Below are 24641 nucleotides of genomic sequence, written 5' to 3'. Positions count from 1 at the left end.
CGTGCAGCCGACCCTTCGCCCGGCCGCGCACACGCGCCGCGCCACCCAGCGGGACCTCGCCGACAGAACGGACTGTCATGCCGGGCTGGTACGTGCACATGGAGTCCGCCGCCGAGACCGCCAAGCAGCTGCGGGCGGGGACCGTCCCGTCGGGCTCGGGCATGACGGCGGCGCAGGCCACGCAGGTGGGCGAGATCTGCCACACCTGGCGCAACTACCTCGCCGTGGGCGCCCTCGGCCCCGACCTCTTCTACCTCCTACCCGACTTCAAGAACGGCATCGGGGTGGTGATCCGACAGGTCGTCCGCTGGGCGCTGGACGTCTGGGAGGAGATCGACGCGACGTTCGTCAGCCGCTGGGAGAAGTGGATCGGCCCGATCAGCACCAACTCCTCGCAGCTCGCGTCGCAGCTCACCGGCGGGCTGTCCACCCAGCTCGCGCAGATCCTCGACGAGCTCACCGGCGCGATCGTGAACGCCTTCAAGGGTCTGCTCGCCGAGATGGGCGACTGGTTCGGGGTCCTCACCTCCGGCGTCCCGCAGGGGTTCGGCAACGACGCCTTCTACTGGTCGGACGTCTTCCACTACCGCCGCACCTACCAGTTCCCGTTCGTCCTGTTCCAGCAGGCCACGGCCGCGCTCGACGCCGCGACCACCGACGACGAGCGACAGGACGCCGAGGCGCGCGTCGCCTTCGCGGTCGGCTGGATGAGCCACTGCGCCACCGACGTCACCGGCCACCCGTTCACCAACGCCAAGGCCGGCGGCCCGTACCGCGACCACTGGCAGCGCCACCACCTGGTCGAGAACCACATGGACGCGCAGAACTACGACGCTCGGAACCCGGGGCCTCTGTATGCCGAGTACGGGACCAGTGCGCTGCACTTCCGGATCGCCTTCCGGCACCGCGACGACGCGCCCTACAACGGTCGCGACGACGCACCCGCCTACGACTACTTCACGGGCTTCCCCGCCTACGACGACTCCGACGGTCCGACACCGGCGGCCGATCGCGCGCACTTCTTCGACCTCGACTCCGGCGGCCTGCCCGAGCACCTGACCGACGCGCTGCTCGACGCGATGGCCGCAGTGCACCCCGACGGGCCGAAGATCCTCACGCAGGACCCGGCCTGGTCGGCGACGGACGGGGCCGGCGATCCCGACGGCCGGCCGAACACCGACGCGATGGACGAGATGTGGTCGATCGTCTACGCGTACCTGAAGATGACCGGCCGCGAGGGCCTGTCCCCGCGCAAGCCGCAGCCGCCGACGGTGTTCACCGACCACTCGTTCCCGACCCCGCCCGGCGGCGGCGGGAGCGGCATCGACGACGACCCGGCGCGCGGCGCGGACGTCGACGACGACGACTCCTTCACGCTCCTCGACCTGCTCCTCGCGCTGTTCGCATGGGCGGTCTACCTGGCGGAGGTCGTGGTCTGGCTGGTCACGGTGCTGCCGGGGCTCATCGTGGACATCACCACGTTCCCCGCGCGTGAGGTCATCTACTGGACCGTCGTCGTGCCGGCCTGGAACCTCTACATGCTCTCCCGCAGGGCGCTGGTCATGTCGGGCTTCCTGATGCCGAAGCCGGAGGAGGTCGACCTCGGCCTCACCACGCTCGGCACCTCCGGGATGTTCTCCATCTCCAACCTTCTGGACAACCCGATGGGGATCGGGGCGACGGCCCTCGTCGTCGACGAGCCGTCCGGGCGCCTGACGAACACGTCGCAGCACGCGCTCGACCCCGCCTACCCGCGCAACATCGTCCGCGACCTCCCGTCGGCCATCTCCACGCCCGACCTCGTCTCCGCGCTCGGCCTGACCCACGACCTGGTCTACGAGGGCGACGGCCCCGACGAGCTCAAGCCGAGCGAGTGGGTGGCCCCGTGGCGGTACCCGTTGAAGAACCTCGCGGGCGACGGGGTGCCGCAGGAGGGCGCGGCGGTGCACGTCGGCCCGTACGTCGTCGGCGACCAGTCCACGGTCCTGCTGCCCGGGCCCGCCGGTGACGACACCGCTCGCGCTGCCCTCGAGAAGGCCTCCACCCCGGACGAGACGTCGGCGGCGCTGGACCTGCACCTGCCCGCCGACCAGCACCTCGGCGGGCCCGTGGACTACTCGCTGTACCTGGTGGGGCGGATGTCGCGCGACCGTGCGCTGGCCGAGCTCCGCGTGCCCGACTTCAACCTCGACAGCGACCGCGGCTACGCCTGGCACTGCTGGGACTGGGACCGGCACAACCTCGGCCGGAACCCCGCGACCCCGGGCGTCCGCGGCACCTGGGAGTGCGTGCCTCCGTTCCTGCCCGGCTTCGGCACCAACTTCCGCTACGCGCAGCCCTGCACGCCGCCGCAGTTCTTCTCCGTCGGCGACAACCCGGATCCCGTGGACGCGGCGGGCAACCACCTCGGTGTGCGCCGGTACGACCCGCGCGTCGACCTGCGCGCGCACTACCTGACCGGGCCCGTCCCCCCGCCCGACCCGTTCGGTGACGGCGCGTGCGACGCCACGCGACCCCAGGGGCACGATCTCGTCTTCGGGACCGACTGGAAGCGCCTGCTCTACGAACAGCACGGTGACCACTGATGGACGACGAGCTGGGTCCCGACCCGGAGCACCCGCCGATCACGCCGGAGGAGGACCGCGTCCAGCGCGGCACGGACCCGCCCGACCCCGTCGGCACCGACCCCAGGCGGCCGCCGCTGCCCGACCCCGACCCGAGGTGGCAGCCCGACCCGGACCGCATCCACGTCCTGCGCGGGCTCATCGGCGAGCTGGGCAAGGAGAAGCGTCCGCACCGCGAGGACGTCTACCCCTACCTGCTGATCCGGGCCCTCGCCTCGGGCGACCGCGCCAAGCGGCCGACCTGGCCGCCGGTGCCCTGCTGGGAGTCCCCCGACATCCTGCTCATCGACGCGAGCTGGTCGGGCCCGTTCGACCCGTCGCGCCTCGTCGCGTCGCCGACGGCCGGCCGCGCCTACCGGGTCTTCGTCCGGCTGTGGAACCTCGGGCTGGTGCCGGCGGTCGGCGTCCACGTGAAGGCCTGGGCGATCAACCCCGGGTTCTTCGGGACGGGCAACCAGGACGACCCGTACTACCAGCAGAACATCATCGGAGGCGCCTGGACAGAGCTGGCCGACCGGACACGGCCCGGCTGCGTCGCCGTCGTCGAGCTGGACCAGCACTGGAAGCCGGACCCGGCGGACATCGGCCACCACTGCCTGCTCGCGGAGGTCTCCTGCCCGCTCGACCCTGCGGGCGGGCTGCTGCTCTCGAACCTCGACCGGCACGTCGGGCAGCGCAACCTGGAGGTGCTCGCCGGAGCGGCTCCGATCGCGCCGATGTTCGCGCTGCTCGGCCGGCAGGTCCCCGACGGGTTCGTGCTGGAGCTGACGCACGCGGGTCCGAACGCCCGAGGGATGCTCGAGGCCGTCGGCGCCGGGCACACGGTCAAGGGCGACCGGCGACCCCGCAAGCTCGTGGTGCCCGAGCTCGACGAGATCCGCGAGGGCGTCCCGATGAGCACCGCCGTGCACCTGCTGACCGCCTTCTCCGAGGAGGGGCGGTCGGTGGTCGTGTCGTCCGAGCGGCTGGCGAGGGCGGCGGGGATCTCCCCCGAGGGCAAGGAGACCCACCCGTTCGAGCGGCCCGGCGCCACGCGCAGGCTCCTCGACCGACTGGGCCGCGACAGCTGGGAGCAGCTCGGGGTCGTCACCGACGCCCCGATGGACGAGGCGCTCCCCCAAGGCGTCGCAAAGGCGCTCGACCTGGGCGAGCTGACGGGCGCCGGGATGGCCAAGCGGCTCGGCGGGCCAGCCGTCGCGCTGCACACGCTCCGGTTCGCACTCCTCGACCGGGAGGGGACTCTCGTCGGCGGCTACACGGTCGTCGTCGGAGGCTGACCGTCGTGTCACGGCTCACCGGCTTCAGGTTCCGGGCCGGGCACCTGGGCTGACGTCTCACGGGTGCAGGCGCGCGTCGAGCTCGTCGACCCCGCCGAACTCGACCTGCGTGCGCCTGGCCTTGCCGCGCCTCAGCACCGACCTCGCCCGGCCCCACGGCGGGATCGGCGCCTCGGAGTCGACCCGGGACAGCCGCTGCTCCAGCTCGACCACCGCGCTCTCGACCTCCGTGCTCGTCGTGCTGTAGAGCCCGCCCGGCAGCACGGGAGCGGCCTCGAGCTGGCGCAGCATGCCCTTGTACTCGGCGGCCGCCGCCCGGTGCCGCTCCGCGCGACCGCCGAGGTCGAGGAACGTCGCGATGCCGGTCAGCACGGCCGCAGCGGCGGCGATGAACGCCGTGGCGATCGTCAGGCCGACGTTCGTCGCGTCGCTCTGCCAGGCGACGAGGGCCGAGCTGCCTGCCAGAGAAGCGAACACCGCCGCCGTCCCGCCGATCCAGTAGTGCAACGTCTGCAGGCTGCGCGCCGACTCCTCGTGGATCCGCCACTGCACCGCGACGTGCGTCTGCCACCCGTCGACGAGGTCCTGGACGCTCCCGAAGCGGTAGACGGTCGGCACGCGCAGCGTCCCGTCGTTCCCCGCGTGCTCTTCCTGCGTCTCCATCGCGGTCCCCTCCCGGCGGCGTTCCTGCCGTGTCGAGGATCCCGCACCAGCGGTCGCGACGCCATGCCGCGCACGTCGTCAGCGGCGGGTCATCCCCGCTCCGTCTGCGCCGCGATCACGCCGCGGTACCAGTGCCACGAGTCCTTGCGGGTCCGCTCGAGCGTGTCGAAGTCGACGTGCACGAGGCCGAAGCGCTCCCGGTAGCCCGCCGCCCACTCGAAGTTGTCGAGCGCCGACCACACGTAGTATCCGCGCACGTCCACGCCGGCGGCGATCGCGTCGCCGACGGCGCGCAGGTGGGCGTCGAGGAAGGCGATCCGGCGCTCGTCGTGCACCGCGCCGTCACCGGTCCGGACGTCGTGGAACGACGCACCCGACTCGGTGACGATCACGGGCGGCAGGTCGGGGTAGCGCTCGTGCAGCGTGCGGAGGATGTCGGTGAGCCCTGACGGCACGATCGACCAGCCGAAGTCGGTCCGTTCGACGTCCGGGATCGGCACGGGCGCGAACGGCAGACCCTCGGGGATGTCGACCTCGAGCACGCCCGCGTAGTCCCGCCCCGCGCGCGGGGCCTCGATCATGGTGGGCTCGTAGTAGTTGACGCCGTACACGTCCAGCGGCGCCGAGATCACCGCCAGGTCCTCCCCGAGCTGCTGCTCGGACATGCCGGTGCCGAGCAGGATCCCGCCCATGATCTCGTCGGCGGGGTACTGCCCGCGCAGGATGGGATCCGCGAACGTCCAGCTGGTGAGGACCGAGAACGCCTCGGCGGCCGCCAGGTCGGCGGGGTCGGCGGACGCGGGCAGGACCGGGAAGTGCTGGTTCACCACCCCGACGTGCTGCGCTCCCGCCGCCCGCAGGTGCTGCACCGCGAGCCCGTGACCGAGCAGCTGATGGTGGGCGGCCGGGAGCGCGCCGAGGCCGAGGCCGAGACCCGGCGCGTGGTCGGTGAGCCCGTGCCCGTACAGCGTGTGCACGCTCATCTCGTTGAGCGTGAACCAGTCCGCCACCCGATCGCCGAGCCGGGCGACGACGACGTCCACGTAGTCCGCGAAGGCGTGGGCGGTGCTCCGAGACATCCAGCCGCCCTCGTCCTGCAACGGCTGCGGCAGGTCCCAGTGGAACAACGTGGGCACAGGCCGCACGCCGCGCGCGAGGAGGACGTCGACGAGCCGGTCGTAGAAGTCGAGGCCCTTCGCGTTGGGCGCCCCGGTGCCGCCGGGAACGATGCGCGGCCAGGCGATCGAGAACCGGTAGTCGTGGACTCCGAGGTCGGCGACGTGCCCGACGTCCTCGATGTAGCGGTGGTAGTGGTCGGTCGCCACCGCCGGGGTGTCGCCGTCGACGATCGTCCCGGGTCGGGCGGCGAAGGTGTCCCAGATGCTGGGGCCCTTGCCGTCCTCGTCGGCAGCCCCCTCGATCTGGGTCGCGGCGGTGGCGACCCCGAAGCGGAAGCCGGCAGGCAGGATCGGGTGGCGGGTCATGCGGGTCCTGTCGTCGAGGGTCATCGGATGCCGCGGAGCCCCGGCACGCACAGCAGTGCGGCGACGCACACCACCGAGGCGACGAGGTACAGACCGGTGTAGCCACCGAGGTGCAGCACGACGGGGGCGGCGACCACCGGTGCGAGCGCCTGCGGCAGGGCGCTCGCGATGTTGCCGATACCGAGCATCGCGCCATGGGTCTCGCCGCTCGGCATGCCCGCGGTGAGCACCGCCAGGTCGACGCTGATGTAGAGGCCCCAGCCGAGCCCGACGAGCGCGGCCGCCCCCAGCACCACCGGAAGCGTCGGGAAGAAGGCCATCAGCACCGAACCGACGGCGACGACGACGGTGGAGGCGACGATGAACGGCACCCGCCGGCCCCAGCGGTCCGAGACCGTGCCGCCGACGCCGGCGGTGACTGCGGCGACCAGCACGACCACGAGCGTGATGACGAGCACCCAGCTGCCGGGGTCGCTCTCGCCGACCTCGTCCGAGATGTAGAAGTACACGTACAGGAGCACGAGGGCGTTCGCGAAGTTGAGCAGGAACCGGATCGTCCACGCCCAGACGAACACCCCTGTGGGGCGCAGGCCACGCCAGAAGGTCTGGGCCTCGGGCTGCGCCGTGGGTGCGTCGCTCGTGCGCGTCGACGGTTCGCGGTGGACGAGGAGGAAGGCGACGACGAGTGCCGGGACCGCGACCGCGACCGCGTAGTAGCCGAGGCTGCCCTCCCCGGCGACGACGGCGATCGCGGTGCCGAGCACGACACCGACGGTCTGGCCGATGCCGAACAGCGCGCCGACGAGACCTCGCTGGTCCGGCGGAACCCGGTCGGCGATGGTCGCGGCGAGCGCGGCGAACGGTCCGTTGAGCCCGATCTGGATCGCGACCCAGCCCCCGATCATCACCGGGAGCGTGTCGCCCGTGCCGAGGATCACCAGTCCGACGACGCCGATGGCCGTGCCGACGACGATCGTCGGCCGCCGGCGTCCCCAGCGTGAGCGGGTGCGGTCGGAGATCCCACCCCACAGCGGGTTCGCGATCATCGACGCGATCGCGCCGCTCGCGGTCACGACCGCCAGGACCGCCTCCTTGCTGCCGAGGCCGAGATCCTCGAGCCGGGCCGCCTGGGCCGGGAGCAGGATCTGGATCGGGCCGAACCATCCGGCGGCGACTCCCACGACGGCCAGGGAGAACGCCACGATCCAGCGCGCGCGGACGCGGGTGGTCGGCGTCGTCGCCCCGTCGAGGACCGGGCTCTCGGGGATCGCCGTCATGAGGCACGCATCATTGCGCTCCTGGGGAGGTTCGGGCCGCGAGTTGAACAACTGACCAGCTCGCTGGTGCGCGAAACCCTAGGAGGCCGACCTGGAGCCGTCAAGGCAGCGGGCGGGTGCCCGTCGCTCCGCGCGGGTCAGCGCGGCCTGTCGACGCTCGCGGCCCGCGTCAGCACGTGCTCCGCGTGCTTGAGGATCGGGCCGTCGACGAGCTTGCCGTCCCACCGGAAGGCGCCGTGCTGCCCGACCGCGGCCGCGAGCACGTCGTGCGCCCAGCGGACCTCGTCGTCGGACGGGCGGTAGGCCGCGCGGACCACGGGCACCTGCGTCGGGTGGATGCAGGCGGTCGCGACGAACCCACTGGCTGCGGCGTCGGCGGCCTCGGCGGCGAGGCCGTCGACGTCGCCGATGTCCAGGTGGACCGCGTCGATCGCGGCCTTGCCGAACGCGCCCGCGGCCAGCAGGACGGCGGACCGGGCATGCACGGCGACGTCGCGGTACGACCCGGACGGACCCCGGCTCGACGTGCCCCCCAGGGACGCGACAAGGTCCTCCGCGCCCCACATCAGGCCGACGACGTTCGGCCAGGCGGCGATCGACGCGACGTTGACCACGCCGGCCGCCGTCTCGATCAGGGCGATCACGTCGTAGCGGGCCAGCGGCAGCACGTCGGACGCCGTCGAGGTCTTGGCCAGCATGACCGTCCGGTACGGGGTCACCGCCAGCGCGCGGAGGTCCTCGGCGAGGTCGTCGTCGCCGGGGTTGAGCCGCACGATCGTGCGGGCCGGGTCCAGGGGCACGTCGGCGAGGCTGAGCCGGGCCGACGCCTTGGCGTCGGGCGACACCGCGTCCTCGAGGTCGAGGATCACGGCGTCGGCCCGGGCGGCGGCCTTCTCGTAGCGTTCGGGCCGGTCGGCCGGGCAGAAGAGGAGGGCCGGACCCATCGCGAAGCCGGTCACGGGTGGCACCAGAACAGCACCGTGCGGGTGGCGGTCGCGACGACGACGTCGTCCTGGTTGCGGCCGGTGTGCTCCAGGGTCACCACGCCCTGCCCCGGCCTGGACGACGAGAGCCGCTTGTCCAGGACCACCGTCGACGAGTACAGCGTGTCCCCGTGGAACAGCGGGTGCGGGAAGCGCACGTCGGTGAAGCCGAGGTTCGCGACGATCGTGCCCTGCGTGAGCTGGTCGACCGAGCTGCCGACGAGGACGGCCAACGTCATCATCGAGTTGACGAGCCGCTGCCCGAAGGGTTGGCCGGCGGCCCAGTGGGCGTCGAGGTGCAGCGCCTGGCCGTTCATCGTCAGCGTGCTGAACAGGACGTTGTCGGCCTCGGTCATGGTGCGCCCGGGCCGGTGCACGTACCGGGTGTCCACCTCGAGCTCCTCGTAGTAGAGCCCGCGCTGCTCGACGTCCCGGATCATCGCGACGAGCCCGCCCCGGCGAACCCCAGCTCGCGCGCGATCACCATGAGCTGGACCTCCGTCGTCCCCTCGCCTATCTCGAGGATCTTCGAGTCGCGGTAGTGCCGGGCCACGGGGTTCTCGTTCATGACGCCGTTGCCGCCGAAGATCTGGGTCGCGTCGCGGGCGTTGTCCATCGCGGCCTCGCTGCCGATCATCTTGGCCAGGCTCGCCTCGAGCTTGAACGACCGGCCCGCGACGAGCCGGTTCGCGGCGTCGTACCAGGCCAGGCGCGCGGCGTGCACTCGGGCCTCCATCCGGGCGATCGTGAACGCGATGTGCTGGTTCTCGCCGATGGCGTGGCCGAACACGTTGCGGCTCTTGGCGTAGCGCATCGCCTCGTCGAGACAGCCCTGCGCGGCGCCCGTGCACAGCGCGGCGAACGCGACGCGGCCCTCGTCGAGGGTCTGGATGAACGACGCGAAGCCGCGGCCGCGCTCGCCCAGCAGGTTCGCCGCCGGCACGCGGACGTCCTCGAAGCGCAGCGGGTGCGTGTCGGACGTGTGCCAGCCGACCTTGTCGTAGGCGGGCAGGACGGTGAAGCCGGGCGTACCGCTGGGGACGAGGATCGCCGTGAGCTCCTTCTTCACCGAGCCGTCCGGACGGATGCTCTCCCCCGTCACCGCCGTGATCGTCACCAGCCGCGTGATCTTGGTGCCGGAGTTGGTGATGAACTGCTTCGTGCCGTTGATGACCCACTCGTCGCCGTCGAGGACGGCCGTCGTCTTCGTCCCCGCCGCGTCCGAGCCGGCGTCGGCCTCCGTCAGCCCGAAGGCCGCGAGCGCCGTGCCCTGCGCGAGCATCGGCAGCCACTCCTGCTTCTGCGCCTCGGTCCCGCTGCGGAACACGGGCATCGCCCCGAGCCCGACACCCGCCTCGAGCGTCACCGCGATGGACTGGTCGACGCGCGCGAGCTGTTCGACCGCCAGGCAGAGGTCGACGTAGTCCCGGCCCTGGCCGCCGTACTCCTTGGGGAAGGGCAGGCCGAACAGACCCATCTCGCCCATCTGGCCGATGATGTCGTAGGGCAGCTCCCGGAGCGTGTCGTACTTGTAGGCCGCGGGCGCGACGACCGTGTCGGCGAAGTCGCGCACCTCGTCGCTCAGTCGCTGCTGCTCAGGAGTCAGTCCGTAGCTCATTCCCGGTCCCTTCGTGGGGGTCGTTGTCGGGCACTGCCGTGATGGTGGCGACCACTCTGTCGAGGGCCACCTGCTCGGTCGGTCGGACCGAGAGCGTGACGACGCCGTCGCACGGCGCGATGATCCGGTGCTCCATCTTCATGGCCTCGATCGTCAGCAGGACCTGGCCGGCGACCACGTCGTCGCCGGTCGCCACGTCGATCGAGACGACGGTTCCGGGCATCGGGGAACGGACCTCCGGGTCCACCGTCCGCGGACCTCGGGTGCGCGCGGCGAGGTCGTCGGCGAGCCGCTCGAGACGGCTCCGGACGCGGAGCTCGAACGCCGAGCCGCCCTCGCCCACCCAGGTCACGGGTCCGTCGGACGCGAGGCGCACGCGCTGCACGACGCCGTCGATCTCGACCGCCCCGGTTCCGACGAGGACGGCCGGCGGCTCGTCGCCGACGGTGACCGCGTCGCCGAGCACGGACACCTCGACGCCGCCGACGTCGTACCGGACCGGGCGCGGATCGCTCAGGCGCCAGCCGTCGGAGCGCCACGCGTCCGGGCTCGCGCCCCGTCGCGACGACACGGCCGCGGCGTAGGCGGCCACCGAGGGCGTCGGTGGTTCCAGCCCGGGGATCAGCCGCCCGAGCAGACCGGTGTCGAGCCGACCGGCACGCACGTCGTCGTCGGCCAGGACGGCGCGCAGGAACGCGATGTTCGTGCGGACGCCCAGCACGGTGGTCCGCGAGAGCGCCCCGTCGAGCCGTGCGATCGCCTCGTCGCGCGACGGCGCCCAGGCGATCACCTTGGCCAGCATCGGGTCGTACGCGGACCCGATCACGAGCCCCTCGACCAGGGAGCTGTCGACCCGGACGCCCTCGCCCGTGGGCTCGTCGAGCAGGAGCACGGTCCCGGCGGACGGCAGGAACTCGTGCGCAGGGTCCTCCGCGTAGACGCGCGCCTCGACCGCGTGCCCCGTCAGGACCACGTCGTCCTGGTCCAGACCAAGCCGCTCCCCGGCCGCGATCCGCAGCTGCCACTCGACCAGGTCGAGACCCGTGACCAGCTCGGTGACGGGGTGCTCCACCTGCAGCCGCGTGTTCATCTCCATGAAGAAGAACTCCGTCGGCGCCTCGTCGGACACCAGGAACTCGACGGTCCCGGCGCCCACGTAGCCGATGCTGCGGGCGACCTCGCACGCCGCCGCACCGATGCGCGCTCTCGTCGACGCGTCGAGCAGGGGCGACGGCGCCTCCTCGATCACCTTCTGGTGCCGACGCTGCAGGGAGCACTCGCGCTCGCCGAGGTGGATGACGTGCTCGAAGTCGTCGGCGAGGAGCTGGACCTCGATGTGCCGCGGGGTCCGCACCAGGCGCTCGAGCAGCAGGGTGTCGTCGCCGAACGCCGCGGCGGCCACGCGCCGGGAGCTCGCCAGCCCCGCGGCCAGCCCGGTCGCGTCCGAGACGACGGACATGCCCTTGCCGCCCCCGCCGGCCGACGGCTTCACCAGCAACGGGTACCCGACCCGCTCCGCGGCGTCCTCGTCGGCAACGCCTGTGAGCGCCACACCCGGGATCACGGGGACCCCCGCGGCCGCGACGTGCTCCTTGGCGCGGATCTTGTCGCCCATGACCTCCAGGGCCTTGACCCCGGGCCCGACGAAGACGAGCCCGGCCGACTCGCACGCGCGCGCCAGGTCCGCGTTCTCCGAGAGGAAGCCGTACCCGGGGTGGACGGCCTCGGCACCCGTCCGGAGCGCCGCCTGCACCACGGCGTCGATGGACAGGTAGCTCTCGATCCGCACGGCGCCGTCGGCCCGAGCGACGTGCAGCGCACCGTGGTCCGCTGCGGTGAACACGGCGACGGCGCGGATCCCGAGCCGGTGCAGGGTCGCGATGACCCGGCAGGCGATCTCCCCGCGGTTGGCCACGAGCACGGTCCGGAACATGGCGGTCACATCCGGAACAGTCCGAGGCGGGGCTCGGCCAGCGGGACGCCTGCGCAGACGTCGAGGGCCATGCCGAGGAGCCTGCGGGTGTCGGCCGGGTCGATGATCCCGTCGTCCCACAGGCGCGCGGTCGCGTAGTACGGGCTGCCCTGCGTCTCGTACTGCTCGCGCAGCGGAGCCTTGAAGGCCTCCTCGTCGTCGGCCGACCAGGACTCGCCGAGCTGGTCGCGGCGGACCGTCGCGAGCACCGACGCCGCCTGCGGGCCGCCCATGACCGAGATCCGGCTCGCCGGCCACATCCAGAGGAACCGCGGCGAGTAGGCCCGCCCGCACATCGAGTAGTTGCCCGCCCCGAACGAGCCGCCGATCACCACGGTCAGCTTGGGCACGCGGGTGGTCGCGACGGCGGTCACCATCTTGGCGCCGTGCTTCGCGATGCCACCGGCCTCGTAGTCCCGGCCGACCATGAAGCCGTTCACGTTCTGCAGGAACACCAGCGGGATGCCCCGCTGGTCGCACAGCTCGATGAAGTGCGCGCCCTTGAGCGCGGACTCGCTGAACAGGATCCCGTTGTTCGCGACGATGCCCACGGGGTGCCCGTGCAGGCGCGCGAACCCGGTCACCAGGGTGGTCCCGTACTCGCGCTTGAACTCGTGCAGCTCGCTGCCGTCGACGAGCCGCGCGATGACCTCGCGCACGTCGTAGGGCGTCTGCAGGTCGGTCGGGACCACGCCGTACAGCTGGCCCTCGTCGACCTTGGGGGGGCGGCTCGGCTCGATCTCCCACGCGGTGCTCCGGGGCGCGGGCAGGGTCGCGACGATGTCCCGGACGATCTGCAGCGCGTGCGCGTCGTTCTCCGCCAGGTGGTCCGTGACCCCCGACCTGCGTGCGTGCAGCTCGCCGCCGCCGAGGTCCTCCGCGGTGACCACCTCGCCGGTCGCCGCCTTCACCAGCGGCGGACCACCCAGGAAGATCGTGCCCTGGTCACGCACGATGACCGTCTCGTCGCTCATCGCCGGCACGTACGCACCGCCGGCCGTGCAGGAGCCCATCACGCACGCGACCTGCGGGATCCCGTCGGCGGACATCCGCGCCTGGTTGAAGAAGATGCGGCCGAAGTGATCGCGGTCGGGGAACACCTCGTCCTGCCGGGGCAGGAACGCGCCGCCCGAGTCGACGAGGTAGATGCAGGGCAACCGGTTCTCGAGCGCGATCTCCTGCGCCCGCAGGTGCTTCTTCACCGTGAGCGGGTAGTAGGTCCCGCCCTTCACGGTCGCGTCGTTGGACAGGACCATGACGTGCCGGCCGTGCACCAGGCCGATGCCGGCGATGACTCCGGCGCCCGGCGCCTCGCCGTCGTAGAGACCGTCGGCGGCCAGCGGCGCGACCTCGAGGAACGGGCTGCCCTCGTCGAGAAGCACGTCGATGCGCTCCCGCGGCAGCAGCTTGCCGCGAGCGACGTGCCGCTCGCGCGAGCGTTCGGGGCCGCCGAGGGCGGCAGTCCGGAGCCGGTCGTGCAGCTCCGCGACGAGGGCGCGCTGGGACGCGTCGTTCGTCCGGTAGCCGTCCGAGCTCGGGTCGGCCGTCGTGCTGAGCATCTCCATCGACGCAATCTCCAAGGGGTGGCTGGAGAACAACTCAGTTAGGGGTCACTAACTGAAATCAGGCTACAGTTCTCGCACGCCGTTGTCCACGAAGGAGGGTCATGACGCTGGACGTCCCGACCGCCCGCGGTCGCGCCAAGGCCGAGCGCCGCACCGCCCTCCTCTCGTCGGCCGCGCACCTGTTCGCGACCCGCGGCTTCGACGGCGTCTCCCTCGAGGACCTCGGATCGTCGGTCGGGATCAGCGGCCCCGCGGTGTACCGGCACTTCGCCAGCAAGCAGGCCGTGCTCGCCGCCCTCCTCGTCGGCGTCAGCGAGGGTCTGCTCGTCGGCGGGCGGTCCGTGGTCGAGGCTGCCGACGACGACGCGTCGGCCCTGCGCGACCTCGTCCGGTTCCACGTCGACTTCGCCCTGCGCGAGCCCGACGTCATCCGCGTGCAGGACCGCGACCTGGCCGCGCTCGCCCCGCAGGACCGCGAGTCGGTCCGGGACCTGCAGCGTCGCTACATCGACCTCTGGGTCGACGTGCTCAGCCGGCTCAGCCCGTCGACCGAGCGCGCCGAGCTCCGGCTGCGCGCGCAGGCCACGTTCGGGCTGCTCAACTCGACACCGCACAGCGTGCGATCGGTGAGCGCGACCAGGACCCGGACGCTCCTGCAGGAGATGGCGCTGGCCGCGCTCGGGTAGCCGCGCTCAGACCATGCTCAGCACCGATCCGGGCCGGGCGAGGATCGCGCCGACGTCCGTGAGGAAGTGGGCCGCCTCGGCGCCGTCGACGAGGCGGTGGTCGAACGAGACGCTCAGCGTCATGACGTGCCGCAGCGCGATCGCGTCCTGGAACTCCCAGGGCTGCCGACGAACCGCGCCCATGGCCAGGATCGCCGCCTGACCGGGCACCAGGATCGGCGTGCCGGTGTCGACGCCGAGCACGCCGATGTTCGTGATCGTGATCGTCCCGCCAGCCAGGTCCGCAGGCGTCGTGGTGCCCGCCCGGGCGGCCTCGGTGAGGGCGCCGATCGCGTCGGCCAGGTCGGGGAGCCGCAGCCCGTCGGCGTCCTTGACGCACGGCACCAGCAGCCCGCGGGGCGTCGCCGCCGCGATGCCGAGGTTCACGTACCCGTACTCGACGATCTCCCCCGCGGCGTCGTCCCAGTGCGCGTTGAGCGTCGGGTTGCGGCGCAGCGCGATCGTCACGGCCTTGGCGACGAGGGTCAGGATCGAGATGCGGTGACCCGCCAGCGCGCGGTCGTCGCGGAACTGCTCGAGCAGCTCGAGCGTCGGCGTGACGTCGATCGTCAACGACGTCGACGCGTGCGGGGCGGTGAACGCGCTCGCCACCATCGCCGCGGCGGTCTGCTTGCGGACGCCCGTGACCGGGGTCCGCACCTCGCGCGCCGGGCCGCCCGACGCGACCGACTGGGCCGGGCTCGGCGACGGGCTCGCTGCGACCCGCGTGCGGACCGGCCGGCTCGGTGCCGACGGACGGGACCGGTCGACCGCGGGTGCGGACGCCGCGCCCGAGACCACGTGCAGGACGTCCTCGCGCGTGATCAAGCCGTCCTTGCCGGTGCCCTCCACCTTGTTGAGGTCGACGCCGAGATCGTGCGCGAGCTTGCGCACGGGCGGCAGCACCTTCGGACCGACGCGACGGGCCGCGAGCACCACGGCCGCGGCGTCGTCGGCGATCGCGTGCGCCGCAACCCAGGCCTCCGACCGCGACCGCCGAAGCGGCCGGGCTGAGGTCTCGGCGAGCGGCCCGTACCCGACGAGCACCGAGGTCCGCGCCGGCGCGACGATCTCCGGGGTCTCGTCGGCGGCCGCGTCCTGCGCGTCGACCGGCGGCTCGGAGACCGTCTCGACCACGGCGGGCTCGTCGACCGTGATCGTCAGGAGCGGTGTCCCGACCGGCACGGTCGCGCCCGCCTCGACGAGCAGCTCGGCGACCACCCCGGCGTACGGCGACGGCAGCTGGACCAGCGCCTTGGCGGTCTCCACCTCGGCGACCACCTGGTTGAGCTCGACGGTGTCGCCCACCGCCACCGTCCACTCGACCAGGTCGGACTCGGTCAGGCCCTCACCGAGGTCGGGCAGGGTGATGGTGCGGATCATGACGCCCTCCAGCCGGTCAGCGAGTGCGCTCTGCCCATCACGCGGTCGACGGCATCGAGCAGCCGGTCCAGGTCGGGCAGGAAGTGGTCCTCGACCTTCGCCGCGGGGTACGGGGTGTCGAACCCGGTGACGCGCACGGGCGCCGCCTTGAGCACGTCGAAGCACCGGTCGGTGATGCTCGCCGCGATCTCCGCACCGAGCCCGCCGTTCTGCTGCGCCTCGTGCGTGATCACCAACCGACCGGTCTTGCGCACGGACACCTCGAGCGTGTCGAGGTCCAGCGGCGACAGGGAGCGCAGGTCGACGACCTCGACGGACAGCCCATCGTCCAGCGCGGCCAGCGCGGCGTCCCGGGCGGTCACGACGAGGGGGCCGTAGGCGGCCAGCGTGACGTCGGATCCCTCGACCACCACGCGCGCCCGGTCGAGCGGCAGGGCGCCCGCGAGGTCGTCGGTGACCTCGCCCTTGACCCAGTACCGGCGCTTCGGCTCGAAGAAGACCACGGGGTCGTCGGACGCGATCGCCTGCCGGATCATCGTGTGCGCGTCCTGCGGGTTCGCGCAGGTCACCACCCGCAGGCCGGGCGTGTGGGCGAAGTACGCCTCGGGCGACTCCGAGTGGTGCTCGACCGCGCCGATGCCGCCGCCGTACGGGATGCGGACGGTGATGGGCATGCGCACCGCACCGCCGGTCCGGTAGTGGATGCGCGCCACCTGGGTGACCAGCTGGTCGATCGCCGGGTACACGAAGCCGTCGAACTGGATCTCCACGACGGGCCGGTACCCCCGGTAGGCGAGGCCGACGGCGACGCCCATCATCCCGGCCTCGGCGAGCGGGGCGTCCATGACGCGGTCGGCGCCGAAGTCGCGCTGCAGCCCGTCGGTCACCCGGAACACTCCCCCGAGCCGCCCGATGTCCTCGCCGAGCAGCACCACGGTGGGGTCGTCGTCGAGCGCGTGCCGCAGGCCGTCGTTCAGGGCGGCCGCCATGGTCATCGTGGCCATCAGTCGTCCTCACCGAACATCGCCAGGTACGCGGCGTACTGGCTGCGCTGCCGCTGCAACGACGGTGTCGGTTCGACCAGGACATGGTCGAAGACGCTCAGCGGCGCGGGGTCGGGCAGGCCGTAGCAGGCCTCCCGCATGGCCGTCGCGAACGCGTCCGCCTTCGTCTTGATCGCCGCGGCGCGGTCGTCGGGGATCGTCAGGAAGCGCTCGAGCCGCGCGATCGGGTCCTTCGCGGCCCACTCGGCCTTGTCCGACGGGTCGACGTAGCGCGTCGGGTCGTCCGACGTCGTGTGCGGGCCCATCCGGTACGTGACGGCCTCGATGAACGTGGGGCCCTCGCCTCGCCGTGCCCGCTCCAGCGCGACGCGGGTGGCGGCCAGGACCGCGAGGACGTCGTTGCCGTCGACCCGGATGCCGGGGATGCCGTACCCGGCGGCGCGCTCCGCGATCGGGCGCTGCGCCTGCAGGCCCACCGGCTCGGAGATGGCCCACTGGTTGTTCTGGCAGAAGAAGACCACCGGCGCCTGGAAGCTCGCGGCGAACACCATCGCCTCGTGCACGTCGCCCTTGCTCGTGGCTCCGTCGCCGAAGTAGGCGACGACCGCCGAGTCGACCCCGTCCTTCACGCAGCCGAGCGCGTACCCGGTGGCGTGCAGGGTCTGCGAGCCGATCATCACCTGCGGCGTCGCCATGCCGATGCCCTTGGGGTCCCAGCCGGCCAGCGCGGTCCCGCGCCACACGCGCACGAGGTCCGCCGGCTGCGCGCCGCGGCAGTACGCGACGCCGTTCTCGCGGTAGCTCGTGAAGGCGAAGTCGTCCTCGCGGAGCGCTCGCGCGGAGCCGATCTGCGCGGCCTCCTGGCCCAGCAGCGGTGGCCACAGACCGAGCTGCCCCTGGCGCTGGAGCGCGACGGCTTCGGTGTCGAAGCGGCGGACGACGACCAGGTCCTCGTAGAGGCGGGTCAGCAGCTCGTCGTCGACGTCGGCGACCACCGGGTCGTACACGGGGTCTTCGCGACGGACGCCCTCGGGCGTCACGAGCTGGACGAGCTCGACTGACTGGCTCTGGCCCGTGGTCGGGTTCCTGCGCAGCGCACGGCTGAGGGACACATCTGCACGCAACATGTTTCGCTCCGTCTGGGTGGCGGAACCGTCGCTCTTGTGAAGCTAGGCCCCATTGCCTGATGTCCTGCCAATGTAAGTCCGCGCACCTCCCGACGCGAGCCTCGACACGGGCGAACCCTTCTCACCCGGTCCCGACGTGCGTCCCCCATCCGAACGGCCTAGCGTCTGCCGACATGCTGGGACATGTCGATGGGTCGCGCCCGGAGGCACCGTCGGACGACGGCGCCCCGGAGCCCACGCTCCTCGACGGTCGCTACCTCCTGGACAGCATGCTGGGTCGCGGCGCGATGGCCTCGGTGCACCGCGCTCGCGACGTCCTGCTGGGGCGGGACGTGGCCGTCAAGGTCTTCCCGGCGGTCCATGAGGACACCGACGACCTGATGCGCAACCGCGCCGAGATCAAGGCCCTCGCGAGCCTGCACCACCCCGGCCTGGTCACGCTCTACGACGCGGGCTCCGTCGAGCATCCCGACGGCTCCCAGCAGGTGTACCTCGTCATGGAGCTGGTGGACGGGCCGACGCTCGCGGAGCGTCTGCGCGGCGAGCAGCTCGACGCCGAGCAGACGGCCCGCGTCGGCCGCGAGATCGCCGAGGCGCTCGCGCAGGTCCACGAGCGCGACATCATCCACCGCGACATCAAGCCGGCGAACATCCTGCTGACGAGCCCGCACGCCCTCGACGTCCCCGGCCGGGACGGTGGACCGACCGTCAAGCTCGCCGACTTCGGCATCGCGCGCCTGGCCGACTCCACGAGGCTCACGATGACCGGGATCACGCTCGGCACGGTGCGCTACCTGAGCCCGGAGCAGGCCACCGGCGTCGCGCTGGGCCCGCCGAGCGACATCTATGCCCTCGGTCTCGTCCTGCTCGAGTGCGTCACCGGACGCCCGGCGTTCTCCGGAACGACGGCCGAGGTGGCGCTGGCTCGGCTGGCGGCGCCACCGGACGTGCCGGCCGAGCTCGGCCCGGAGCTGAGCGGGCTGCTGGAACGGATGACCCGGATGGCGCCGGAGGACCGGCCCGCCGCGGCGGAGGTCGCCGCGGGGTTCGCGGCCCTCGTCGCGTCCGACCGGACCCTGGCCCTGGCGTACACGCCCGAACCCGTCGCAGCAGTCACGGAAAGCCGGTGGCACCGCCTTCGCACCTCCCGTGCGCTGCTCGCCGCGGGCGCGATCGCGCTGCTGGCTACGGGTGCCCTGCTGATCGGCCAGCGCGTGTCGGCAACGGATCCGCCGCCCGACGCGCCCGCCTACCCGACGGTCCAGGGGACGCTCGGGGTTTCGCTCGACCAGCTCCAGCGGAGCGTGGAACCGTGAGGCGGCGGGTCGGCTGCGCCGGGCTCGTGCTGGGGCTGGCGCTCGCCGTGGCGGGTTGCGGCAGCACGCCCGAGCTCGATGCCGACCGGGCGCACACCCTCCAGCAGTCGGTGCTCGGCGTCACGCAGGCGGCGGCCGAGGGGCGCTGGACGGACGCGCAGGCGCTCCTCGCGACGACGCGGGCGGACCTCGACGCGGGCGCGGACCTCGGTGAGGTGTCCACCGCGCGGTACCGCCAGATCGACACGGCCCTCGACGAGGTCGAGAGCCAGCTGGCCGCCGCGGCAGCCGCGGCGGCGGCCGTGCCTGAGCCGGTGCCCGCCGCTGTCACGCCGGCCCCGGCCGTCGTCGACACGCCCGCGACGACCCCGAAGGGCAAGGACAAGGGCAAGGGACCCGGGAAGGGCAAGGGCGGCAAGTAGCGCTACGCCCGCTGGGGTACCTCCCCCGCCAGCCGCGAGCGCCGCATGGAGTATCCGAAGTACACGATGAACCCCAGCACCAGCCAGATGACGAACCGCAGCCACGTCTCGACCGAGAGGTTCAGCGCCAGGTACAGGCAGATCGCGGCCGACAGCAGGGGCAGGACCGGCACCCACGGCACCTCGAAGGAACGCGGCAGGTCGGGACGCTTGCGACGCAGCACCAGCACACCGAGGCTGACCATGACGAACGCGCTCAGGGTGCCGATGTTGACCATCTCCTCGAGCACCCCGACGGGCGTCAGGCCGGCGACGAGCGCCACGATGACCGTCACGACGGCGGTGATCACCCACGGCGTGCGGAACGTCGGGTGCACCTTGGCCAGACCGACGGGCAGGAGGTGGTCGCGGCTCATCGCGAAGATGACGCGGCTGCCGCCGATCATCAGGGTCAGCACGACCGTCGTCAGGCCCGCGACCGCGCCCGCCGAGATGACCGTCGCCATCCAGTCCTCGCCGTGCGCCGTGAACGCGTTGGCCAGCGCGGCCTCGGGATCGAGCTTGTCGTAGCTCACCATCCCCGTCACGACGATCGAGACGGCGCAGTACAGCACCGTGCAGATGATCAGCGAGCCGATGATCCCGATGGGCAGGTCGCGCCTCGGGTTGCGGGTCTCCTCGGCGGTCGTCGCGACGACGTCGAAACCGATGAACGCGAAGAACACGAGCGCGGCGCCCGCGACGACGCCGCCCCAGCCGAACGTCGACGGCTCGACCCCCGCCAGCGCCTGCAGCAGCGGCTGGGTCAGCCCGGTCGTCTTCTCGGTGGCCTGGGCGGGCGGGATGAACGGGCTCCAGTTGTCGGTGGAGATGAACTGGATGCCGGCGATGATGACGAACAGGACCACGAACAGCTTGAGCGCGACGAGCACGAGGTTGACCCGCAACGACTCCTTGATCCCGATCGTGATGAGCACCCCGAGCACCACGACGAGCAGGATCGCCGGGACGTCGGCGACGCCGCCGTAGCCGATCGACTCGGGGATCGAGAAGCCGAGGTTCTCGCACAGCACGCCCAGGTACGCGCTCCAGCCCTGCGCGACGACGCTGGCGCCCAGGAACATCTCGAGGATCAGGTCCCAGCCGATGATCCACGCGAAGATCTCGCCGAGGCTCGAGTAGCTGAACGTGTACGCCGACCCCGACACCGGGACGGTCGAGGCGAACTCGGCGTAGCACATCGCCGCGAGCGCGCAGCAGATACCCGCGAACACGAACGACAGGACGATCCCCGGCCCGGCGACGTCGTGCGCCGCCCGCCCGGTGAGCGTGAAGATGCCCGCGCCGATCACCACGCCGACGCCGAACACGATGAGGTCGAGCGCGCTCAGCGAGCGCTTGAGCTGGTACTCCGGCTCCTCGGAGTCCGCGATCGACTGCTCGACGGACTTGATGCGCAACACGCTCATGACCTGGTCCCCCGACGTCGCCCAGATGGTCAGGAAAGTCTGTCGGAACCTCCGACATCACGCGCGGCGTACCGAGGGGCCCGGTGCTCGTCGAGCCCGGGCCCCTCGGGGCGACAGGGCGGCTACGCGGGGCTCCGCGATCTCGCGCGTGGCCCGGACCGGCCACCTGTGCGAGGTTGGGCAGGTGCACCGCCACGCGCTCCAGCCAATTCGTCCCAGGTCGGCCGGAGTTCGGCTGCCGGCGGTCGCGGCGGGCCGCACCGAGCTCGGGTGGCTGCTCACCGGCGACCAGCGCGGCAACGACGCGACCCGGATCCGGCCGTGGACCGAGGGCAACGCGGTGCGCCCGCTCGTGCACGGCGCCACGTACTTCGCCGCCCTCGCCGCAGCGCTGGCCGACGCGGGCGACGGCGACCTCGTGCTCTTCAGCGACTGGCGCGGAGATCCCGACGAACGGCTGACCGACGACGGACCGACCGTCGCCGAGGCGCTCGAGGCAGCCGTGTCGCGCGGCGCGCTGGTGAAGGGCCTGATCTGGCGCTCGCACCTGGACCGGCTGCGGTTCTCGAGCGAGGAGAACCGCAACCTCGCCGAGGCTGTCAACGACGGCGGCGGCGAGGCGCTGCTCGACCAGCGGGTGCGCTCGGTCGGCAGCCACCACCAGAAGTTCGTCGTCATCCGCCACCCGGACCGCCCGGGGGACGACGTCGCCCTGCTCGGCGGCATCGACCTGGCGCACGGGCGCCGCGACGACACCGACCACCAGGGCGATCCGCAGGGCCAGCCGTTCGCGCACCAGTACGGGCCGCGCCCGCCGTGGCACGACGTCCAGGTCGAGATCCGCGGCCCGGCCGTCCGGGACGTCGAGGACGTGTTCCGGGAGCGCTGGGAGGATCCCGCCGCGCTGTCCCGGTTGCCCTGGCAGGCGGTGCCCGACCTCGTGCGGCGGGAGGACAGAGACCCCAGCCGCCTTCCGCCGGCGGCGCCGGACCCGCCCGACGCCGGGACCTGTGCGGTCCAGCTCCTGCGCACCTACCCGAAGCGCCGCCCCGGCTACCCGTTCGCGCCCGACGGGGAGCGCAGCGCCGCGCGGGGGTACGCCAAGGCCCTGCGCCGCGCCCGGCGCCTCGTCTACGTCGAGGACCAGTACCTGTGGTCGGCCGACGTGGCGCAGGTCTTCGCCGCCGCTCTGCGCCGCGAGCCTCGTCTGCACCTGGTCGCTGTCGTCCCTCGCTACCCGGACCAGGACGGCCGCCTGGGCCTGCCGCCCGTGCGGCTCGGCCACGCCCGGGCCTTGCAGATCGTGCGCGCCGCGGGCGGCGACCGCGTCCAGGTCTTCGACGTCGAGAACCGCGACAGCTGCCCCGTCTACGTCCACGCCAAGGTCTGCGTGATCGACGACGTATGGGCCACGGTCGGCAGCGACAACCTCAACCGTCGCTCCTGGACCCACGACTCCGAGCTCACCGCGGCGATCCTGGACCGGCAGCAGGACGGTCGCGAGCCGCGCGACCCCGCGGGCCTGGGCGACGGCGCGCGACGCTTCGCGCGCGAGCTGCGGCTCGAGCTCCTGCGTGAGCACCTCGACCGCGACGACGACGAGGGGCTGATCGACCTCGACGACGCCATCGAGGCCGTGCGCTCGAGCGCGGCCGCCGTCGACCGTTGGCACGACGGCGGGCGGACGGGCCCACGTCCGCCCGGCCGGCTGCGGACGCACCCGCAGGTGCACCTGCCGCTCTGGGAGCGGCTGCTGGCGACACCGGCCTACCACGCGATCGTCGACCCCGACGGACGGCCAGGGTGGATGAAGCTGCGCAGCCAGCACTGACGTGCACCGGCCGACCCCGCTCGAGTCGCTGGTCCTGGTGGGCAGTCCGTCGCCGCAACGACCGACGGGACGCGGTGCCGGCTGTCGGCCCCGCGTCCCGCCGATGGTGCTCCGGTCAGGCGCGAGCGCGCCTGCGCAGCCAGACCAGCACGAGCCCGCCCGCCAGGATCAGCGTGGCGAGGCCGGCCACCAGCGCGGACGACGAGCCCGTCGCCGCCAGCACGGGCTCGTCCGCCGTGACGGTGCTCGCCGTCGACGGCGCGGCACCCTTCGAGCTCAACGCGGCCGTGAACGGCTGGGTCAGGGTGAACGGGACCCAGCCGATGAGGGTGCCGGACGTGTCGTAGGCGGCCATCCGGTGCGCACCGGGCGTCGCGTCGGCCGGGATCGTCACGATGGCGAAACCTGCCGACGAGAGGGTGACCCGACCCAGCGACGTCGGGGCGGAGAACAGCACCAGGTCGACCTGCTGACCGGCGAACCCGTCGACCGTCACGCCGATCTGGCCGCCGGGCGTCGCACCGTCGGTCACGGTGATGTTGCCCTGGGTCTCGGGCGTCAGGTCGTCCTCGGCCGGAACCGCGGGCACCGTCGGGGTCACCGGAGCGGTCGGGGCTGCCGGGGTCGTCGGGGCGACGGGGGTCGTCGGGGCGACGGTGCAGTCGGCGGCGGACGTGACCGTGAACGACGTGCTGACCTTGGCCTTGCCGGCGGGGCCTACGGACCAGGCCCAGCCGGCGAGCGGCGGGGCGAACTCGTATCCCGCCGTCGCGTTGGCGATGACCGAGTACGTGCCGGGCGCCAGGGAGCCCTTGTTCGCGACCTTGGTGCCGTTCAGGTAGACGTAGACGGTCGAGACGCCGGCGCCGGAGGCGACGGCGACCGCCCCGGGCGTGAAGGTCGCACCGTCACCGGCCGGAGTGCAGGTCTGGTTCGTGACCGTCAGCACCGGCGGCGCGACGGGGCAGCGGGAGTCGTCCTGCACGTGCGTCCACTGCGGCGCCGGGTCGGAGGCGGGGAACTGGTAGCCGGACCCCGGGGTCGCGACGACCGTGGCCTCACCCGTCGCGGACGTCGTCACCGCGTACGTGTATCGGGCGGTGCTCGTGAACTGCCACGCGCCGTTGCCGTCGATCCCGCACGCGTCGACCCAGACCGGGGCGGGCGGGGTGACGGTGGTGAGGCACGACGAGCCCGACATCTGCGGAGCCACGGTCACCGTGCGCGTCTGGGCGGTCTTCGTCGGGGAGCCGGAGCCGTCGAACCAGGTGCCGAACGGGTAGTCGCCCGTACCCGCGTCACCGATGCGCAACGCCGTCAGCGTGTAGGTGCCCGGCCCGGCGTAGGCGGGCGAGACGTACAGGTGGTATCCGGGGCCCTCGTACCCGTTCGGGTTCTCCGCCGGCGACCACGTGGTGAAGTCCGGCGAGATCCCTCCCGGGCTGGTGCACGTCGCGGCCGTGGCCTGCGGCCAGGCGATCGTGACGACGGTCCGGCAGGAGTCCGCGGAGAGCTTGGGGCCCAGTGCGCCGGTGAACGTCTGCGTGGCCTTCCCGCCGGCGAAGGTGAACCCGGCGGCGGCGGTCGCGACGACCGAGTAGGTGGTCTTGGTCTCGACCGGGGTGCCCCAGGTCGCGTTGGCGATGTCGCCGAGCGAGACGTGGGCTCCCGTGGAGCACGTCGGTGCCGTCGTGGTGACCGCGGCGGTGGCGTCGGCGGTGCTGGCGCTGGCGGGGCCGGCGATCGCCAGCATGGCGGTGCCGAGGGCGGCGATGGCCGCGAACGACGCCAGGCGTCGTTGTATCGAGTTCACGGAGTTTCCTTCATCAGGGGTGCGTTGGCGCACGGTGGTCACCCGCCCGGACCAGGTCGGGCCGTGGTCGGGCGAGAGAAATGATCGA

The 24641-nt window shown here is 72.6% G+C and carries 19 protein-coding genes; 6 read left to right on the top strand and 13 right to left on the bottom strand.

Annotation, left to right across the window (positions count from 1 at the left end):
* Positions 1 to 77: 77 nt before the first annotated feature.
* Together AC1DZC_RS12390 and AC1DZC_RS12385 are read left to right on the top strand one after the other, a co-directional pair.
* Entirely contained in the window at positions 78 to 2585 is a 2508-nt protein-coding gene (locus AC1DZC_RS12390; protein ID WP_477043478.1) for a zinc dependent phospholipase C family protein, read from the top strand.
* On the top strand, positions 2585 to 3901 hold the full coding sequence (locus tag AC1DZC_RS12385; protein ID WP_477043477.1) for a hypothetical protein: 1317 nt from the start codon (positions 2585 to 2587) through the stop codon (positions 3899 to 3901). The genes AC1DZC_RS12390 and AC1DZC_RS12385 overlap by 1 nt, the downstream gene beginning before the upstream one ends.
* Positions 3902 to 3958: 57 nt before the next feature.
* Here the strand turns inward: AC1DZC_RS12385 and AC1DZC_RS12380 are convergent, their stop codons facing one another.
* The 8 genes from AC1DZC_RS12380 to AC1DZC_RS12345 all read right to left on the bottom strand — a co-directional run bounded on the left by AC1DZC_RS12380 (position 3959) and on the right by AC1DZC_RS12345 (position 13463).
* Complete coding sequence (locus tag AC1DZC_RS12380) at positions 3959 to 4564, bottom strand: SLATT domain-containing protein (protein ID WP_477043476.1); 606 nt, start codon at positions 4562 to 4564, stop codon at positions 3959 to 3961.
* An 89-nt stretch (positions 4565 to 4653) separates the two neighbouring features.
* Positions 4654 to 6048: a GH1 family beta-glucosidase gene (locus AC1DZC_RS12375; RefSeq protein WP_477043475.1), complete on the bottom strand. Its 1395-nt coding sequence runs from the start codon at positions 6046 to 6048 to the stop codon at positions 4654 to 4656.
* Positions 6049 to 6068: 20 nt separating this feature from the next.
* Positions 6069 to 7325: an MFS transporter gene (locus AC1DZC_RS12370; protein WP_477043474.1), complete on the bottom strand. Its 1257-nt coding sequence runs from the start codon at positions 7323 to 7325 to the stop codon at positions 6069 to 6071.
* A gap of 137 nt (positions 7326 to 7462) precedes the next feature.
* Complete coding sequence (locus AC1DZC_RS12365; protein WP_477043605.1) at positions 7463 to 8269, bottom strand: HpcH/HpaI aldolase/citrate lyase family protein; 807 nt, start codon at positions 8267 to 8269, stop codon at positions 7463 to 7465.
* Positions 8270 to 8280: 11 nt separating this feature from the next.
* Positions 8281 to 8748: a MaoC family dehydratase gene (locus AC1DZC_RS12360; protein WP_477043473.1), complete on the bottom strand. Its 468-nt coding sequence runs from the start codon at positions 8746 to 8748 to the stop codon at positions 8281 to 8283.
* A complete protein-coding gene (locus AC1DZC_RS12355) occupies positions 8745 to 9926 on the bottom strand; it encodes an acyl-CoA dehydrogenase family protein (RefSeq protein ID WP_477043472.1) in 1182 nt (393 codons plus the stop codon). Before AC1DZC_RS12355 ends, AC1DZC_RS12360 begins: the two co-directional genes overlap by 4 nt.
* On the bottom strand, positions 9904 to 11859 hold the full coding sequence (locus AC1DZC_RS12350; RefSeq protein ID WP_477043604.1) for an acetyl/propionyl/methylcrotonyl-CoA carboxylase subunit alpha: 1956 nt from the start codon (positions 11857 to 11859) through the stop codon (positions 9904 to 9906). The genes AC1DZC_RS12355 and AC1DZC_RS12350 overlap by 23 nt, the downstream gene beginning before the upstream one ends.
* A gap of 5 nt (positions 11860 to 11864) precedes the next feature.
* A complete protein-coding gene (locus AC1DZC_RS12345; protein ID WP_477043471.1) occupies positions 11865 to 13463 on the bottom strand; it encodes a carboxyl transferase domain-containing protein in 1599 nt (532 codons plus the stop codon).
* 101 nt (positions 13464 to 13564) lie between these two features.
* On the opposite strand from AC1DZC_RS12345, the gene AC1DZC_RS12340 reads away from it, so the two are divergent.
* Positions 13565 to 14149 carry an SACE_7040 family transcriptional regulator gene (locus AC1DZC_RS12340; RefSeq protein WP_477038751.1) on the top strand — a complete coding sequence of 195 codons (585 nt, stop codon included), beginning with the start codon at positions 13565 to 13567 and terminating at the stop codon, positions 14147 to 14149.
* Between the two features lie 6 nt (positions 14150 to 14155).
* On the opposite strand, the gene AC1DZC_RS12335 is transcribed toward AC1DZC_RS12340, so the two are convergent.
* From AC1DZC_RS12335 to pdhA, 3 genes are read right to left on the bottom strand one after another with little or no spacing between them, the layout of a single operon-like run.
* On the bottom strand, positions 14156 to 15571 hold the full coding sequence (locus tag AC1DZC_RS12335) for a dihydrolipoamide acetyltransferase family protein (RefSeq protein ID WP_477043470.1): 1416 nt from the start codon (positions 15569 to 15571) through the stop codon (positions 14156 to 14158).
* Positions 15568 to 16575: an alpha-ketoacid dehydrogenase subunit beta gene (locus AC1DZC_RS12330; protein ID WP_477038749.1), complete on the bottom strand. Its 1008-nt coding sequence runs from the start codon at positions 16573 to 16575 to the stop codon at positions 15568 to 15570. The genes AC1DZC_RS12335 and AC1DZC_RS12330 overlap by 4 nt, the downstream gene beginning before the upstream one ends.
* On the bottom strand, positions 16575 to 17702 hold the full coding sequence (gene pdhA / locus AC1DZC_RS12325) for a pyruvate dehydrogenase (acetyl-transferring) E1 component subunit alpha (protein WP_477043469.1): 1128 nt from the start codon (positions 17700 to 17702) through the stop codon (positions 16575 to 16577). The genes AC1DZC_RS12330 and pdhA overlap by 1 nt, the downstream gene beginning before the upstream one ends.
* A gap of 173 nt (positions 17703 to 17875) precedes the next feature.
* Here pdhA and AC1DZC_RS12320 point away from each other — a divergent pair, with 173 nt between their 5' ends.
* A complete protein-coding gene (locus tag AC1DZC_RS12320) occupies positions 17876 to 19018 on the top strand; it encodes a serine/threonine-protein kinase (protein ID WP_477043468.1) in 1143 nt (380 codons plus the stop codon).
* Positions 19015 to 19440, top strand: coding sequence for a hypothetical protein (locus tag AC1DZC_RS12315; RefSeq protein WP_477043467.1), 426 nt, complete (start codon positions 19015 to 19017; stop codon positions 19438 to 19440). Before AC1DZC_RS12320 ends, AC1DZC_RS12315 begins: the two co-directional genes overlap by 4 nt.
* A 2-nt stretch (positions 19441 to 19442) precedes the next feature.
* Here AC1DZC_RS12315 and AC1DZC_RS12310 read toward each other — a convergent pair whose 3' ends face one another.
* Positions 19443 to 20909 (bottom strand): amino acid permease, encoded by a 1467-nt coding sequence (locus AC1DZC_RS12310; RefSeq protein WP_477043466.1) that lies wholly within the window; start codon positions 20907 to 20909, stop codon positions 19443 to 19445.
* Between the two features lie 184 nt (positions 20910 to 21093).
* On the opposite strand from AC1DZC_RS12310, the gene AC1DZC_RS12305 reads away from it, so the two are divergent.
* Positions 21094 to 22740 carry a phospholipase D family protein gene (locus AC1DZC_RS12305; RefSeq protein ID WP_477043465.1) on the top strand — a complete coding sequence of 549 codons (1647 nt, stop codon included), beginning with the start codon at positions 21094 to 21096 and terminating at the stop codon, positions 22738 to 22740.
* 115 nt (positions 22741 to 22855) lie between these two features.
* Here AC1DZC_RS12305 and AC1DZC_RS12300 read toward each other — a convergent pair whose 3' ends face one another.
* Positions 22856 to 24553 (bottom strand): hypothetical protein, encoded by a 1698-nt coding sequence (locus AC1DZC_RS12300; RefSeq protein WP_477043464.1) that lies wholly within the window; start codon positions 24551 to 24553, stop codon positions 22856 to 22858.
* Between the last annotated feature and the right edge of the window lie 88 nt (positions 24554 to 24641).

This window comes from Cellulomonas sp. P2_B4 (assembly GCF_056404795.1).
Note: the sequence above shows the minus strand (reverse complement) of the source record. Positions and strands in the feature narration are given on the sequence as shown.